The 17787-nt window shown below is 36.7% G+C and carries 14 protein-coding genes and 2 pseudogenes; 10 read left to right on the top strand and 6 right to left on the bottom strand.

Features of this window, described 5'->3' with window-relative positions; all coding sequences use genetic code 11:
* Positions 1-4: 4 nt before the first annotated feature.
* From V7183_RS00760 to glpT, 5 genes and pseudogenes are all read right to left on the bottom strand, one after another.
* On the bottom strand, positions 5-907 hold the full coding sequence (locus V7183_RS00760; protein WP_335358411.1) for an ABC transporter permease: 903 nt from the start codon (positions 905-907) through the stop codon (positions 5-7).
* An 18-nt stretch (positions 908-925) separates the two neighbouring features.
* Positions 926-1894 carry an oligopeptide ABC transporter permease gene (opp4B, locus tag V7183_RS00755; RefSeq protein WP_335358410.1) on the bottom strand — a complete coding sequence of 323 codons (969 nt, stop codon included), beginning with the start codon at positions 1892-1894 and terminating at the stop codon, positions 926-928.
* Between the two features lie 14 nt (positions 1895-1908).
* Positions 1909-2835, bottom strand: coding sequence for an ABC transporter ATP-binding protein (locus V7183_RS00750; protein ID WP_335358409.1), 927 nt, complete (start codon positions 2833-2835; stop codon positions 1909-1911).
* Positions 2822-3841, bottom strand: coding sequence for an ABC transporter ATP-binding protein (locus tag V7183_RS00745; protein WP_335358408.1), 1020 nt, complete (start codon positions 3839-3841; stop codon positions 2822-2824). Before V7183_RS00745 ends, V7183_RS00750 begins: the two co-directional genes overlap by 14 nt.
* A 415-nt stretch (positions 3842-4256) precedes the next feature.
* Positions 4257-4495 (bottom strand): annotated as a pseudogene (gene glpT, locus V7183_RS00740) (glycerol-3-phosphate transporter); the annotation flags it as partial.
* Positions 4496-4723: 228 nt separating this feature from the next.
* Here glpT and V7183_RS00735 point away from each other — a divergent pair.
* From V7183_RS00735 to inhA2, 8 genes are all read left to right on the top strand, one after another.
* On the top strand, positions 4724-5182 hold the full coding sequence (locus V7183_RS00735; RefSeq protein WP_097896500.1) for a MarR family winged helix-turn-helix transcriptional regulator: 459 nt from the start codon (positions 4724-4726) through the stop codon (positions 5180-5182).
* Positions 5183-5201: 19 nt separating this feature from the next.
* Positions 5202-6809, top strand: coding sequence for an MDR family MFS transporter (locus V7183_RS00730; protein WP_335358407.1), 1608 nt, complete (start codon positions 5202-5204; stop codon positions 6807-6809).
* Between the two features lie 127 nt (positions 6810-6936).
* Positions 6937-7929, top strand: a complete 993-nt coding sequence (locus V7183_RS00725) for a LacI family DNA-binding transcriptional regulator (protein ID WP_335358406.1) — start codon at positions 6937-6939, stop codon at positions 7927-7929.
* Positions 7930-7942: 13 nt separating this feature from the next.
* On the top strand, positions 7943-8839 hold the full coding sequence (rbsK, locus tag V7183_RS00720; protein ID WP_335358405.1) for a ribokinase: 897 nt from the start codon (positions 7943-7945) through the stop codon (positions 8837-8839).
* Positions 8832-9740: an ABC transporter permease subunit gene (locus V7183_RS00715; protein WP_438825144.1), complete on the top strand. Its 909-nt coding sequence runs from the start codon at positions 8832-8834 to the stop codon at positions 9738-9740. Before rbsK ends, V7183_RS00715 begins: the two co-directional genes overlap by 8 nt.
* A gap of 14 nt (positions 9741-9754) precedes the next feature.
* Positions 9755-10678 (top strand): ribose ABC transporter substrate-binding protein RbsB, encoded by a 924-nt coding sequence (gene rbsB, locus V7183_RS00710; RefSeq protein ID WP_335358403.1) that lies wholly within the window; start codon positions 9755-9757, stop codon positions 10676-10678.
* A 35-nt stretch (positions 10679-10713) separates the two neighbouring features.
* The gene (gene fsa / locus V7183_RS00705) at positions 10714-11361 is read left to right on the top strand and encodes a fructose-6-phosphate aldolase (protein WP_335358402.1); all 648 of its coding nucleotides are present in this window, start codon (positions 10714-10716) and stop codon (positions 11359-11361) included.
* A gap of 340 nt (positions 11362-11701) precedes the next feature.
* Entirely contained in the window at positions 11702-14101 is a 2400-nt protein-coding gene (gene inhA2 / locus V7183_RS00700) for a M6 family metalloprotease immune inhibitor InhA2 (RefSeq protein WP_335358401.1), read from the top strand.
* A gap of 426 nt (positions 14102-14527) precedes the next feature.
* On the opposite strand, the gene V7183_RS00695 is transcribed toward inhA2, so the two are convergent.
* A complete protein-coding gene (locus V7183_RS00695) occupies positions 14528-15682 on the bottom strand; it encodes an MFS transporter (RefSeq protein WP_335358400.1) in 1155 nt (384 codons plus the stop codon).
* Positions 15683-15908: 226 nt separating this feature from the next.
* Here V7183_RS00695 and bdhA point away from each other — a divergent pair, with 226 nt between their 5' ends.
* Both bdhA and V7183_RS00685 read left to right on the top strand, forming a co-directional pair.
* Complete coding sequence (gene bdhA / locus V7183_RS00690) at positions 15909-16961, top strand: (R,R)-butanediol dehydrogenase (RefSeq protein WP_335358399.1); 1053 nt, start codon at positions 15909-15911, stop codon at positions 16959-16961.
* A gap of 369 nt (positions 16962-17330) precedes the next feature.
* Positions 17331-17787, top strand: a pseudogene (locus tag V7183_RS00685) (phospholipase); the annotation flags it as partial.

Raw genomic sequence — 17787 nt, 5'->3', positions numbered from 1 at the left:
CCCCTTATCCTTTTCTTTGTCTTGCATCAGCCGAGCGTTTTAGCGCTTGACCAATAAAATTTATACACAGCATCAATACTAAAATCATGATTGATGCAGGTAACCAAATCCACCATTTTTCTTGCAGAACATCAGGATTCGTTGCATAACTAACTAGTGTACCAAGGCTCGGCGTGCTTTCTGGTAGACCGAAGCCTAAGTAAGTTAAACTAGATTCAATACCGATGTTTCCAGCAAGATTTAATGTAATATTTACGATAATAATAGAACTTAAGTTAGGCAATATTTGGAATAGGATAATCTTCCAGTTGGGTGTTCCTAACGTTTTAGAAGCCGATACATAATCGAGTTCTTTTTCAGTTAATACTTTTGAGCGAATTAACCTTGCTTTTCCAACCCACAAGAAAGCGGTCATAATTAAAATAAATGCGGTAATGTTAAAAGTTGGAACAATTGTAATAAATACAATTACCAACATGAGAAACGGTAAAATCATCATGAAGTCAATAAAACGCATAATGATGTTATCAATAACTCCTCCGAAATAACCGGCAATTAGCCCCATAGAAAGACCAATAATACTAGAGAGTATAGTAATGGCTAAACCAATTGTAAATGAGTTTCGTGTACCAATAATAAGTTGTCCAAAAATATCTCGTCCGCCATAATCTGTTCCCAGCCAATGTTCAGCAGAAGGAGGAGCATAAATAGAAAGGAGATCAACTCGGACAATATCCTCTTGCTTCATAATAAAAGATGTTGCATAGACAGCTAGTAATATAATTGCTAAAAAGAACAGTGAAAACATTGCTAATTTATCTTTACGAAATTCGCGCCACATAATGGAAAGACCAGAGGGGCTTTTTTCGTAATGAATGACTTCAGTTTGTTTTTCAGTTGCTAACATAATTTTTCCTCCCCTCTATTAATCAATACGAATACGTGGATCAACGATGCTTAGAATAATATCAGAAAGAAGTGTTCCAAGTAGCGTTGCAAATCCAGTAAATAGAACCAGTGCGGTTACTACACTAAAATCACGTTGAGTGATGGATTGGAAAAATAACTGTCCAATACCTGGATAACCAAAGATATTTTCTAAAATGATAGCTCCACCAACTAAACCTGTAATTTCATATCCTAAAAAAGCAGCAATCGGCAAAAATGAATTTCGTAAAATATGTCTTGAATAAACTTTTGATTCTGGGACACCCTTTGCTCGTACTGTACGTACAAAATCTTTATGTTTCGTATCAATAATTTCACTTCGTAAATATTGCACTGTACCAACTGTACCAATTAATGCACCAGATAAAGCTGGTAATATCATGTGATTAAACTTACTGAGATAGTAAGCAAACGAACCTGTTGCAACTTGCGGATCTACGCTACCGCCTGTTGGGAAAATTGGGAATAAAAATCCGAATACGAAAAGCATAATTAACCCAAAAATAAAGAGTGGTGTACCGAATCCTAGAAAGTTATAGAATGTAACAAGCCGATCGGCCCAAGTATCATTCCAGCGTCCACTTATTACGCCAAGTGGAATTGCAATTAAGTAAGTAAGGATAAGAATAAAGAGAGCCAACAATACTGTATTTCCAAGACGTTCCCCGATCAAATCGGTTACCTGTAATTTATGGGTATAGGAAACGCCGAAGTCACCTTGTACCGCATGTGTAATCCAGCGGACATATTGCGTTGGAATAGGATCATTTAATCCTAATTTTTCACGTTGTTCTTCAAGCACTTTTGGATCTGATTTTGGATTTGCCATTTCAGCGCCAGTTAGTGCATCACCTGGCATTGCTTTGGCAAGCGTGAAGACGAGTATACTTAATATGAATAATTGCGGAATCATAATTAAGACTCTTCGTAGTATAAATTTCCACATGTTTTATCACTCCCTTATGGTAATGCCACCCGGTGTGTTGGCGAGATTGGTTTTAAATCATAGGCGCGGCCATTTTCATTAAAATAGTTTTCGTATGATTGCTCGTATTCAGCATTGACTTGACGGCGCAATTTACTTTGTTGTTCTCGATTTTCAGGACGAATATCAGGAATTGCTGATATTAAGCGCTTCGTATAAATGTGCTGTGGGTTTTTATAAATTTCTGTACTTGTTGCTTCTTCAACAAGTCGTCCGCGGTACATAACACCGATGCGGTCGCACATATGGCGAACTACTCCTAGATCGTGACTAATAAATAAATATGTTAATCCGAGTTCTGCTTGTAAATCTTGCAAGAAGTTTAAAACTTGTGCTTGCACAGAAACGTCGAGCGCAGATACTGGTTCATCTGCAATAATAAGCTTTGGTTTTAATGTAAGTGCCCGCGCAATACCAATCCGCTGTCTTTGTCCACCGGAAAATTCGTGTGGATATTTATAAATAGACTCTGGATTTAAGTTAACTTTATCAAGATATTCTTGCACTGTTCTTCGTTCTTCATCAGGTGAGAGCTTTTCAAAATTTCGAAGCGGCTCAGCGATAATATCGAGAACACGTTTCTTCGGATTTAATGATGAATACGGATCTTGGAAAATCATTTGAATATCTTTTCGCTGTTCACGCAGTTCAGAGCGGCTTAGTTTTGTTAAGTCTTTGTTATTAAAGAGAATGCTACCGCCTGTTGCTTTTGTTAAATGCATAATCGCTTTACCGGTTGTTGATTTTCCGCTACCTGATTCACCAACGATTCCGTACGTTTCGCCAGGTTGTAATTCAAAGCTTACGCCATCAACAGCGCGCACGTAGTCTAAGGTGCGTCCGAAAACGCCCCCCTTAATTGGGAAATGTACTTTTAAATCAGTTACTTTAAGCAGTGCCATGAGTTACGTCATCTCCTCTCTTATCTTGGAAGTTAAAGTGCTTGTAGCAAGTACAACGTACCCAGTGGTCTGGTTTTGCTTCATGTAGCACTGGATTTTCTTCATGTTGATCAGGCGTTACCCATGGAATTCGAGCTTGGAAGCGACAACCGCTGCGAGGAAGCTTCGCTAATGTTGGAACAACCCCTTGGATCACATGTAATTTTTCTTTTTCATCGTATGTAGATGGAATTGAATTTAATAAAGAACGTGTATATGGATGAAGAGGGTTATTAAAAATCTCTTCAACTGTTCCTGTTTCTACAACTTGTCCAGCATACATAACAACAATGCGATCCGCTGTTTCTGCAACAACACTTAAATCATGCGTAATTAAAATGATGCCCATCTTCGTTTGTTCTTGAATGGATTTCAGTAAATCTAAAATTTGAGCTTGAATGGTTACATCAAGAGCGGTCGTAGGTTCGTCCGCAATAACGAGTGCTGGTTTACATGCGATCGCAATAGCGATAACGATTCTTTGTCTCATTCCGCCAGATAATTCATGTGGATATTGTTTATATGTAAGTTCTGGTTTTGGAATACCAACTTGTTGAAGTAGTTCTAATGCACGTTCTTTCTTTTCTGTTTTTGAAAGATTCGTGTGGTAATCCAAGTTTTCTTCGATTTGTTTCCCAACTGTCATAAGAGGATCTAATGCTGTAAGAGGTTCTTGGAAAATCATCCCGATATTTGAACCGCGGACTTTATTCATTTCCGCCGTCGACATAGTCAGTAAATCTTTGTCTTTATAATAAAGCTGCCCTTGTAATTTTGTATTTGCTTCATTATGCAAGCGCATAATAGAAAGGGCAAGTGCACTTTTTCCGCACCCAGACTCACCTACAATCGCAACAATTTCATTTTCATGAACAGTTAAGGATACATTATCAACTGCTGCATGATACTGATCTTGTATACGAAAGGAAGTCTGTAAGTTTTCAATGCGAAGAAGTGGATTCTTCATAGCTATCCCTCCATCTTTCTGAAAAGACTAAATATTTTATACATTGTCGTTATTTTAATATAGATTGACATTGTTTGACAAGGAAAAGTTGAGAAAATATTCTAAAATCTCTTTATATAAAGAAAAATATAGTAATACAAAAGCAAATGTATGTGTTGAAAGCGTTAACAATAAAGGGGAAGAAGAGATAAATTATTTGTAAGAAAAAAGAGATATATGTAGAAAAACCGAGAGACATTTTGGAAAGAACTGTCTCTCGTTTCTTGTGAAATATAATAATTTGTCTTGTAGGATTGTTTTAGAAAAAAATTTTTCTGATCTTGTAGGTAAAGTAAGAACAAGAAAGACAATTGCAAGCGCGCAGGAGGCAAGTAGTAAAATGAATCCATCGTTCATTCGAAAGCATCTATAGGATATTCTCTTCAATAGGTGATAAACTACAAGATTGCGGTGTATCACGCATGATAACTTGCACATAAACACCAACTAAAATTACAAGAATATGTGGGAAGTAGAAAATACTTTGTCAACGATTTGCAAGTAAGAATCGTCCTAATGTTACAAGTGGTTCATAAGTTCACCGCCAACTTTGCGGAGAACGTTCCAAACAAACATTTTTGTACCGCATTCACTAATTGAGAACATTTTTATGACATAGAAAATAAAAAAGACCACGGAGCATAGAAAGGGGACCCTTTCTATGCTCCATAGCTGTATAGTCTCATGTTCTATGATTATAAATATTTACCAGATTGAATATTATACAACTTTACGGCGAAAATGTAAACGCTTTTATAAATAAAAAGTATTGACGAATTTTATTAGAGGGGTTAATATTTAAAAACGTTAAATATTTTATTGCTTAAATAAGAGGGGGATCACATGCCAAATGATATGACCCATATCGATAAAATTCAGGCTCTAGCATTCTCGATAGGAAAGAAAATGCAAACAGAGTTACTAGAACAAATGCAAGCATCTGGACTGACACCACCGCAGTTTTATATTTTAAAAATTTTAGATCATTACGGTGCATCCAGAGCAACAAAGCTGGCGAAGAAAATGTATGTGAAGCCAAGTGCAATTACAGTGATGATTGATCGGTTAATCGATCAAGAATTGGTGCTGCGCTATCATGACAAAAATGATCGCCGCGTTGTTGTAATTGAGCTGACGAAGAAGGGGAAAGATGTATTAGAAGAAGCGATGACTGCTCGTAATGAGCATATTGCAAAGTACTTTTCACAATTAGAATTACAAGAGAGAGAAGACTTATTACGCTTATGTGAAAAACTAGAAGCAATTATTTGCGGAGCATCTGAGGAAAAAGAGAGAAACTAAATGGAACTGAGGAGATTACATGGAACAACAAGAAAATCAAAATAGAAAGCTGCTGTTAATCGGTTTAGTAATTGCTATGTTATTTGCTGCATTAGACGGAACAATCGTTGGTACAGCAATGCCGCGTATTGTTGGTGAACTAGGTGGATTAAGTTTAATGACATGGTTAACAACAGCTTACATGTTAACATCAACGACAGTTGTACCTATTGCTGGTAAGTTAGCAGATTTATTAGGACGTCGTACCGTATATATAACAGGATTAATTACCTTTATGGTTGGTTCTGCTTTATGTGGTATGGCAAACGGTATGACGGAGTTAATTATTTTCCGCGGTATTCAAGGTCTTGGCGGCGGTATTATGATGCCAATGGCGATGATTATTATTGGGGACATGTTTACAGGAAAAGAACGTGCAAAGTGGCAAGGGATTTTTGGAGCATTATACGGTCTTGCTTCTGTAATTGGACCACAAGTTGGTGGCTGGATTGTTGATGCTGTTAACTGGAGATGGGTATTCTATATTAACTTGCCAGTTGGTATTTTAGCGACAATCTTTATCGCGATGGGCTTAAAATCACATAAACAAACAGGTCCGATTAAAATTGATATCGCTGGGATTTTCACTATGATTCTTGGCGTTGTGAGTTTATTACTTGCATTAACATTTGGCGGAAAAGATTATGCATGGGATTCTTGGCAAATCATTGGATTATTTGCGCTTGCTTTAATTGGTATCGTAAGCTTTATAATTGTAGAGAAAAAGGCAGAAGAACCAATTTTACCAATACATTTCTTCAAAAACCGTACATTTACATTATTAAACGCAATTGGTTTCTTTATGAGTATTGGAATGTTTGGAGCAATTATGTTCGTTCCATTCTTTATGCAAGGAATCGTTGGTGTAAGTGCAGCTGAATCAGGAACGATTATGACACCGATGATGATTACAATGATTGTCATGAGTATTATTGGTGGTCAGCTCGTATTAAAGGTAGGCGTGAAGCCGCAAATTATTACAGGGATGCTCATTATGGCTAGTGGTTTCTGGCTATTAACAACGATGGATATGCATACAAGTAAGCTTGTTGCAACTTCTTATATGATGATTATCGGTTTAGGAATGGGTCTTGTAATGCCAACATTAACATTAGCATTACAAGAAAGCTTCCCGAAAAAAGATCTTGGGGTTGTAACATCTTCAAGCCAATTCTTCCGTCAAATCGGGGGAACATTCGGGATTACGATTTTAGGGTCTATTATGAATAACACTTCAGGTACAACATTAACAAATAAACTATTGCCTGTATTAAATACATTCCCAGCAGAAGCGGGGCAAATGGTAACGAAGTTTAAAGATATGATTCATACAGATCCACAAGGTTTATATTCAATGCTATTTAGTCCAGAAGCATTAAAACAAATGCCAGAAGCAATTTCGAATACGATTGTACCAATTTTAAAAACATCTTTAGTAGATTCACTTCATAATGTATTCTTAACAGGATTAATCTTTATCGTAGTAGGTGCTGTATTAACGATTTTCTTACAGAAAATCAAGCTTTCTGATCGTAAAAAAGGTGCAGAAAAGCCAGCTGTAGAAGAAAAAGATACACAAGTATCATAGTCATAATAGAGAAAAGCATTGCCTTATGGTGATGCTTTTTTCTTTGTGTATAACATATAATCTTTTTTAGTTAGAAATGATTGACGTATTTTTAGAAATACGTTATATTTTTTGTGTAAACGGTTACATGGAATGGAGAGGGAAGAGAATGAGTACAATTAAAGACGTTGCGAAATTAGCGGGAGTATCTGTTGCGACCGTTTCCAGAGTATTAAATAAAAATGGATACGTTCATGAAGATACATTAAAAAAAGTAGAACGAGCAATTGAGCTGTTAGATTATAAACCGAGTACAGTAGCACGCTCTTTATATAATAAAAAGTCTCGTTTAATTGGTTTGGTTGTTCCGAACATCGTCAATCCATTCTTTCCAGAAGTTGCACGTGCCGTAGAGGATGTAGCACATAAACAAGGGTATACAGTTGTACTTTGTAATTCTGATGAAAGTTTAGAAAAAGAGAAACAGTATATTGATGTACTTAGACAAAACAACGTAGATGGATTTATTGTGGCAACGAACCCACAAAATAGTGTGAATTACATGAATTTATCTGTACCCGTTGTGGCAATTGACCGTATGTTCAATGAGCGAATTCCTACGGTATACGCAGATAACTATGCAGGGAGTCAAGAAGCGACAAAGTTACTGTTAGAAAAAGGCTGCAAACATATTGCACATATTCGTGGACCGCGTGATGTAAGTACAGCAAATGAACGCTTTGAAGGCTTTGTAGATATTATTACGCAACATGGTCTTTCGTATATGATTGCTGAGAGTACATTTGATCCAGCAAATAGCGAACATGTAGCGCTGGAGCTGCTGGAAGAATATCCGCATATTGATGGTATTGTAGCTGGAAATGATTTGATTGCAATCGGTGTTGTAAAAGCTGCCTTGCAGAAAGGAATTGCGATTCCTAATGATTTACAAATTATTGGATTTGATGGTATTTTTTTAACAGAAATGATGTATCCATCCATTACAACTGTTGCACAACCTATTTATGAAATGGGGAAAATTGCAACAGAATTATTGCTAGAACGAATGGAAGGAAATTCATTAGAAACAGAGCATTATCGTTTACCGATTGAAATTATAGAAAGAAATACAACGAAGTAAGGAGATGAAATAGTTGCCCAATATTGCAGTAGTAGGAAGCATTTCAATGGATTTAGTAGCTGTTTCAAGCAAAAGGCCAAAAGCAGGAGAAACAGTGATTGGTGAAGCATTTCATACAGTTCCTGGCGGAAAAGGAGCAAACCAAGCTGTTGCCGCAGCTAGATTAGGTGCGAATGTGGCGATGGTTGGAGCTGTAGGAAATGATGATTATGGTAAGTTAGTTAGAAACAATTTAGAGAATGAACAAATTTTTATCGATTATGTGGTACCGGTTACAGATGAGACGACAGGAATTGCTCATATTGTTTTAGCAGAAGAAGATAACAGTATTGTCGTTGTCCAAGGTGCAAATCGCCGTGTGAATGAGCAACTTGTAGATCGTGCGAAAGATCTTCTTATCAAAGCGGATATGGTTGTCCTTCAGCTTGAAATTCCACTTGAAACAGTGAAATACGTTCTTGCTCTTTGTGAAGAGTATAACATTCCGGTTATGTTAAACCCAGCTCCAGCACAAGTGTTATCAACAGATATTTTGGAAAAAGTGACGTATATTACACCGAATGAACATGAGTGCCGCATTGTATTAGATGATTTTGAATCACCAATTGAAGAGTTACTTGCGAAATATCCAAATAAGTTACTCATGACAGAAGGTGGAAAGGGTGTTCGTTTCCATAATGGTACAGAAATTGTTCATGTGCCAAGTATTTTTGTTGAAGTAGTAGATACGACAGGAGCTGGTGATACGTTTAACGGTGCGTTAGCGGTGGCTCTTTCTGAAGGAGAGATATTGCAAAAAGCAATTCGTTTTGCAAACATTGCCGGTGGCCTTTCTGTAACGAAGCTTGGAGCTCAAGGTGGTATGCCAACGAGAGAAAAGGTGCAAGAAGTGCAGGGGATTGTTGGATGAAAAAGCATGGAGTATTGTGCTTATCATTGTAGTCATTATCGCATTAAATCTAGCGTTCATAGAAATTTCAAATTTATTTAATATTTTACGCCAAGTATCGATTAATGCACTCATTGCATTTGGAATGACCTTCGTTATTTTAACAGGGGGTATTGACTTATCGGTAGGTTCTATTTTAGCATTATCAAGTGCACTTGTTGCTGGAATGATGACAAATGGCATGGATCCGTTCCTTGCAATGGCAGTTGGATTGTTAGCTGGTCTTGCAATGGGGATTGTAAACGGTATCATCATTGCGAAGGGAAAAGTAGCACCATTTATTGCTACAATAGCAACAATGACTATTTTTCGCGGGCTCACGCTTGTTTACATGGACAGACGTCCGATCACTGGCCTTGGTGATCACTTAATGTTTCAAATGTTTGGTCGTGGTTATTTCCTTGGTATTCCAGTACCAGCTGTAACGATGATGATTGCTTTCGCAGTTCTGTACTTTATTTTAAAGAAAACAACATTTGGTCGCCGTACTTTTGCAATTGGTGGGAATGAAGAGGCAGCGGCACTATCAGGTATTCATGTAACGAGAATAAAAATAATGATTTACGGTCTTTCTGGTATTTTGGCAGCGTTTGCAGGTATTGTGTTAACATCACGCTTAGATTCTGCAAAGCCAACTGCCGGTTCTTCTTACGAATTAGATGCAATTGCTACAGTTGTTTTAGGAGGAACAAGTCTTTCGGGCGGAAGAGGATGGATTGTTGGTACATTCATTGGTTTACTTATTATCGGTGTACTAAACAACGGCTTAAATGTATTAGGGGTATCTTCTTTCTTCCAGCAAGTTGTCAAAGGACTTGTTATCTTACTTGCTGTATTAATTGATCGTCGAAAAGAAGCGTAATGGAGGGACAATTCATGAAAAAATGGTTGCTTATGCTCGTTGCATGTATCATGGTAATTACTGCCGGATGTTCAATGGAACCACCGGAATGGGCAAAGGATTCTGGCGATAAAGGGAGAAATAAAACTATTAAAGTTGGATTTTCTGTTTCCACTTTAAATAATCCATTTTTCGTCACATTGAAAAAAGGTGCAGAAAAGAAAGCGAAAGAAAGTGGTATCGAATTGATTGCTGTTGATGCACAAAATGATGCAGCGAAGCAAACAAATGATGTCGAAGATTTAATTCAAAAAGGCGTTGATGTAGTTGTTATTAATCCAACAGATTCAGACGCTGTTGCCTCAGCTGTGAGTGCAGCAAATGCGGCGAATATTCCTGTTATTACAGTAGACCGCGCTGCAAACTCAGGGAAAGTTGTTTCTCATATTGCTTCAGATAATATCGAAGGTGGCAAAATGGCAGGCGAATACATTCATGAACTTGTTGGTGAAGGGGCAAGTGTTGCTGAGCTAGAAGGAATTCCTGGATCATCTGCTGCACGTGAGCGTGGGAAAGGATTCCATAAAGTAGCTGATAAGGGGTTAAAAGTTACTGCTAAGCAAGCTGCTGATTTTGACCGTGCCAAAGGATTATCCGTTATGGAGAATATTTTACAAGTCAATGGTGATATTAAAGCAGTATTCGCTCATAATGATGAAATGGCATTAGGTGCACTTGAAGCATTAAAATCTGCTGGGAAAACAGATGTGGTTGTTGTTGGATTTGATGCAACGGACGATGCTGTGAAAGCAGTTAATGATGGACGTATGGCAGCAACTGTTGCACAAAAACCAGGATTAATCGGAGAGAAAGCGATGGAAACAGCAAAACAAGTGAACCAAGGTAAAAAAGTGGAAAAATTCATTCCGATTGAATTAGAGCTTATTAAGAAAAAATAAAATATAAACTTACATTTAGGAAGGAAGAATAACAAATGAAATTTTTTATTGATACAGCAAATATTAACGAAATCAAAGAAGCAAATGAATTAGGTGTATTAGCAGGTGTAACAACAAACCCATCACTTGTAGCAAAAGAAGGCGTAGATTTCCATGAACGCATTCGTGAAATTTGCAGTGTGGTAGAGGGACCTGTAAGTGCAGAAGTAATTAGTTTAGAAGCGGCTAAAATGATTGAAGAAGGAAAAGAATTAGCAAAAATTGCTCCAAACGTTGTTGTAAAAGTACCAATGACAAAAGAAGGTTTAAAAGCAGTAAAAGCATTCTCTGATTTAGGAATTCGCACAAACGTTACGTTAGTATTCTCAGCGGTACAAGCATTGCTTGCAGCACGTGCTGGTGCGACATATGTATCTCCATTCTTAGGACGCTTAGATGATATTGGCCACAACGGTATGGACTTAATCCGTCAAATTGCTGATATCTTCGCAATTCACGGTATTGAGACAGAAATTATTGCGGCATCTGTCCGTCACAGTGTTCACGTAACAGACGCAGCATTAAATGGTGCACACATTGCAACAATCCCAGCAAATGTAATCGGAGCATTAGTAAAACATCCGTTAACAGATCAAGGAATTGAGAAATTCTTAGCAGACTGGGAAAAAACACAAGGGAAATAAGTGAAACAAACCCGAGGTTAACATTTCGTTAATCTTGGGTTTTTTATTTGTTAAAAATATTAAGAGAATTTTCATGCAATTATGCATATTATCTTTACATTTTACTATCTAAGTTATTTAATATATAGTAAATAACTCTTTGTTTTGAACTTTTTTGACATAGGATAAAAGAGCAAGCGAAGGGCTTGACCAGAGAACTGGAGAACATGATTCTATAAAGGGATACTCATCATTTATAGAATCATGTCTTTTTTGATAGCAAGGGAGGATAGAACTCATATACGTCATAAATTATCTGAATTTTTAGATTTAAGAAGAGGGGATAAGGGAGGAACTAGTAATGAAAAGAAAAACACCATTTAAAGTGTTATCGTCTTTAGCAATTACAACAATGCTTGGTTGCACATTTGTATTTAGTGCATCATCAACTTATGCGGAAACACCTTCTCAATCAAAAGGGGAAATCTCAACGACCTCAATTGATAACAATTTAATTCAAGAAGATCGTTTAGCAGAGGCTTTGAAAGAAAGGGGAACGATTGATCCGTCAGCATCCAAAGAAGAGACAAAAAAAGCTGTGGAGCAATATATTGAGAAAAAGAAAGGGGATCAACCAAACAAAGAAATTTTTCCTGGTGATCCTGCTAAAGAAGCATCTGATTTTGTGAAAAAAGTAAAAGAAACAAAAATGGAAGAAAAGGAAAAAGTAAAGAAACCTGCAAAAAACGTTAACGCGGAGCAAACACCAGAACTAAATAAAAAACAGTTAAATGGGAAAGTACCAACTTTCCCAGCGAAGCAAGCACCATATAACGGAGCTGTACGTACAGATAAAGTACTTGTACTACTCGTAGAGTTTAGTGATTATAAACATAATAACATTGAGCAAACACCAGGCTATATGTATTCGAAAGATTTTAGTAGAGAACATTATCAAAACATGTTATTTGGTAATGAACCATTTACGTTATTTGATGGTTCAAAAGTAAAAACATTTAAACAATATTATGAAGAACAGTCCGGCGGGAGTTATACGACAGATGGATATGTAACAGAATGGCTAACTGTTCCAGGAAAAGCTGCCGATTACGGTGCTGATGGTACTAGCGGTCATGATAATAAAGGACCAAAAGGGCCACGTGATTTAGTAAAGGAAGCACTAAAAGCAGCGGCTGAGAAAGGAATAGATTTATCTCAATTTGATCAATTTGATCGCTATGATGCAAATGGAAATGGGAATAAAAATGAACCAGATGGTGTAATCGATCATTTAATGGTGATTCATGCTGGTGTTGGTCAAGAAGCTGGTGGTGGTAAATTAGGTGATGATGCAATTTGGTCACATCGCTCTAAATTAGCGAAAGATCCTGTCGCAATTGAAGGAACCAAATCAAAGGTTTCCTATTGGGATGGAAAAGTAGCTGCACATGATTACACGATTGAACCTGAAGATGGTGCAGTTGGCGTATTTGCCCATGAATTTGGTCATGATCTTGGATTGCCAGATGAGTATGATACAAACTATACAGGAACTGGATCACCTGTTGAAGCATGGTCATTAATGAGTGGTGGTAGCTGGACAGGAAAAATCGCAGGAACAGAACCAACAAGTTTTTCACCACAAAATAAAGATTTCTTACAAAAAAACATGGGTGGAAATTGGGCGAAGATTGTAGAAGTAGATTACGATAAAATAAAACGTGGCGTAGGTTTCCCTACATATATTGATCAAAGTGTTACCAAATCAAATCGTCCAGGCCTTGTACGTGTAAATTTACCTGGAAAAAGTATTGAAACAATTAAACCGGAATTTGGAAAGCACGCATATTATAGTACAAGAGGCGATGATATCCATACAACATTAGAAACACCATTATTTGATTTAACAAAGGCAGTTAATGCAAAATTTGATTACAAAGCAAATTATGAACTTGAAGCAAATTGTGATTTTATTGAAGTGCATGCTGTGACAGAAGATGGGACAAAAACATTGATTGATAAACTAGGAGATAAGGTAGTAAAAGGGGACCAAGATACAACAGAGGGGAAATGGATTGATAAATCATATGATTTAAGCCAATTTAAAGGGAAGAAAGTGAAGTTGCAATTTGATTATATTACAGATCCGGCCTTAACGTATAAAGGTTTTGCAATGGATAATGTGAATGTAACAGTTGATGGGAAAACCGTATTCTCAGATGATACGGAAGGACAAGGGAAAATGAATTTAAAAGGTTTTGTTGTTTCTGATGGAACAGAAAAGAAACCACATTATTATTACTTAGAATGGAGAAACTACGCTGGTTCAGATATGGGATTAAAAGCAAGTAAAGGCCCAGTGTATAATACTGGTCTTGTTGTTTGGTATGCGGATGATAGTTTTAAAGATAACTGGGTTGGTGAACATCCTGGTGAAGGATTCCTTGGTGTTGTTGATTCCCATCCAGAAGCAGTTGTAGGAAATTTAAATGGAAAACCAGTATTCGGAACCACAGGTTTACAAATTGCAGATGCTGCATTTTCATTTGATCAAACACCAGCTTGGAATGTAAATTCATTGACACGTGGGCAATTTAACTATCCTGGTTTACAAGGTGTTACAACATTCGATGATTCTAAAGTATACAGCAATAGTCAAATTCCTGATGCGGGACGCAAAGTTCCACAATTAGGACTTAAATTCCAAGTTGTTGGACAAGCAGATGATAAATCGGCAGGAGCTGTTTGGATTCACCGTTAATAGATTAGTAAAATAGGACAAGTACGCACTTTAAACAAAGTGCGTACTTGTCCTATGTGTAATTTATCAAACTGTGCAAAGAAAAGAAATATTTCCGAGGAAATTGTCGAAGTCTCGTCGGTATTTTAAGATTTTCCATTGAAAATGAATGAGGCAGTATTGCTTTCAACTATTCCATTATATATATCCATTTTGATTTTCCAGTATATAAGTCGCTGCTATGAAGAACAAAAAGTGACCGCTACTTATTTTCTCTCTTTGTTTTCACTTGGCATGGGGCAGAAAAAGGATCTGACCGCTTTTATGCATGGCCGGATTTCCTCTCCCATCTAAAAAGAAAAGTTTTATGTCGATTTTTTAATTTGTACTTATATAGATTACGGATTATGTGAATAGGTATTTTAATAAAAAAGACAACGATGGAATTTAACCCATCATTGTCTTTTTTACTTTTCCTCTAACATAAATCATTCCAGCAAAGGTTAGTAAGAATGCCGTTCCGATTACAAAACTCGCGCTAGGTGATGCACCGATTGCTCCAATTGTAAATGAGCCAGCGACTACCCCTAATGAGAAGAATGCATAAAATAGTCCAAATGCTTTCCCGCGGTTATTTTCTGTTGTGTTTTCAACAAGTAAAGCGTTAATAGAAGGGAAGAGGATAGCGAACCCAATTCCGTAAATCATCATGACGATAAAAATCATACCTTTTGTTGTAAATAGACCGAGTAGTGAAAGTGCAAATGCCATGACCGCGATACCAATTAGCATCATTTTCGAACGGTTAAAGCGATCGAAAATACGATTTGTTGGCAATAAGAAGAAGATAATTGCTGTAAGCCCGAAGACACTCATCATCATGCCTGTTGTAGATGATTTGAGCGCAAGTGCTTCCACTTTCATTGGTAACATATATGTGACAATTCCTTGTGAAAACATTAATGTAAACGCGCCAAGGTACGCTTGTAATAATGGTTCGGATTTTAATAGACCCATCATATCTTCTTGATTCATCATTTGTGTACGTGATGTATCTGTTCTTGTTATATGATTTGGTAATAAGAACAAGGATACGACTGTACCAATTACCATTAAAACTGAGATTGTAATAAATACCCATTGTATCCCTGCGGTTGCTTTCATAATGCCACTAAAAGCAGGACCGACGATTGCAGCTGTTCCGACAGCTGCACCAGATAGTGCCATTGCCTTTCCTTGTTTTGTTGATTTTGTTTGTTTAGATAGGAATGTAAAGGCAGCGGGAATTAAGAAACCATCACTAAATCCGTGAAGAAAACGAACGATAAGTAATTGTCCGCCACTTTGGACAACGGTATATAGTAAGACTATGAAACTTGTAATTCCCATACTTATATAAAGTACTCTTTTTGCCCCAAATTTATCAACAGATATACCAGCAATAATATTACCAATCATATTGGCAAATGAGTACATGCCCACAACAAGTCCAATAATAAGAGGCGTTCCTCCAAGACTTTGTGCGTAAGTACTCATAATAGGTAATTGTGAAAATGTATCTAAAAACGCTACGATAACAATAAAATAAATAAAATATTTCAAGCGACATCCACCTCTCCTATGCTATTATGGCATAATGCGAATTTCACCTGCAATGAAATTGAATTAACAGATGTGGAAAAAAGTATAAAGTGACAAAAGAACGAACAATAATTGTTAAAAATTGGTGAAATGTGGATTTATTTTTTTGAAATATATGGATAAAAGTACTATGATAGATTTGTAAACTTCACCAGGTTAAGTATATACATAGAGAGGGATGGATAAAATGAAAGCATTACTTTGGCATAATCAACGTGATGTACGAGTAGAAGAAGTTCCAGAACCAACTGTACGACCAGGGGCAGTGAAAATCAAAATTAAATGGTGTGGTATCTGTGGAACAGATTTACATGAATATTTAGCAGGACCTATTTTCATTCCAACAGAAGAACATCCACTAACACATGTGAAAGCACCTGTTATTTTAGGTCATGAGTTTAGTGGTGAAGTGGTTGAAATTGGTGAAGGTGTTACATCTCATAAAGTAGGGGACCGCGTTGTTGTAGAACCTATTTATTCTTGTGGTAAATGTGAAGCTTGTAAACATGGACATTATAATGTTTGTGAACAACTTGTTTTCCACGGTCTTGGTGGAGAAGGCGGTGGTTTCTCTGAATATACTGTAGTGCCAGAAAATATGGTTCACCATATTCCAGATGAAATGACTTATGAACAAGGCGCACTTGTAGAACCAGCAGCAGTTGCAGTTCATGCAGTACGCCAAAGTAAATTAAAAGAAGGTGAAGCTGTAGCTGTATTTGGCTGTGGACCAATTGGACTTCTTGTGATCCAAGCGGCGAAAGCAGCAGGAGCAACTCCTATTATTGCAGTTGAACTTTCTAAAGAACGTCAAGAGTTAGCGAAATTAGCGGGTGCTGATTACGTATTAAATCCAGCAACACAAGATGTACTAGCAGAAATCCGTAACGTAACAAATGGTTTAGGTGTAAACGTTAGCTTTGAAGTAACAGGGGTTGAAGTTGTACTTCGTCAAGCAATTGAAAGTACAAGCTTTGAAGGACAAACTGTTATTGTCAGCGTATGGGAAAAAGACGCGACAATCACTCCAAATAACTTAGTATTAAAAGAAAAAGAAGTTATTGGTATACTTGGATATCGCCACATCTTCCCAGCTGTTATTAAATTAATTAGCTCTGGTCAAATTCAAGCAGAGAAATTAATTACGAAAAAAATTACAGTAGATCAAGTTGTAGAAGAAGGATTTGAAGCACTTGTAAAAGATAAAACGCAAGTAAAAATTCTTGTTTCACCTAAATAATATATAAAGTGAAACTTTAATCAGTGGGGGTCTTCCTGCCCGTTATTGCGGGATAAATAGAAAAAAGTAGCCTTTTTTTAGAAAAGGAATAAAAGCAATCAGAGTAAGCGTCTGATTGCTTTTATTTTTTACAATATTTTAGAGATTCATTTGCATGATAGTAACAATCGTTTATTACAATGAAGAGCATTTTGTTATTAATTACATTTACAGTATATAGAATTATAATGATATGAAAATTCGCATATTTCAATTTATTAATAGAATTTTCTTGAAAGGTGGGATATTCTAATCATAGGTTAACCAAATGACATTATAGGATCCTAACTACATATTTTCATAACTTAAATTAGAAAGGGAGGATTTTAGATGAAAAAGAAAGTACTTGCTTTAGCAGCCGCAATTACATTAGTAGCACCGTTACAAAATGTAGCATTTGCTCATGAAAATGACGGAGGGCATGGAGTTGGAGTTATTCCGCGCTGGTCTGCTGAGGATAGACATAAAGAGGGAGTAAACTCTCATTTATGGATTGTAAATCGCGGAATTGACATTATGTCTCATAATACAACAGTCGTTAAACAAGATGAAGTAGCATTATTAAATGAATGGCGCACAGATTTAGAGAATGGTATTTATTCTGCCGATTATGAAAATCCTTATTATGATAATAGTACATTTGCTTCTCATTTCTATGATCCTGATAATGGAACAACATATATTCCATTTGCAAAACAAGCGAAGGAAACTGGAGCAAAATATTTTAAACTTGCTGGTGAGTCTTATCAAAATAAAGATATGAAACAAGCATTCTTCTATTTAGGAT

It is taken from the genome of Bacillus sp. JJ1127, assembly GCF_036965845.1.
Lineage (GTDB): Bacteria > Bacillota > Bacilli > Bacillales > Bacillaceae_G > Bacillus_A.
This window is presented reverse-complemented; position numbering and strand designations above follow the sequence as displayed.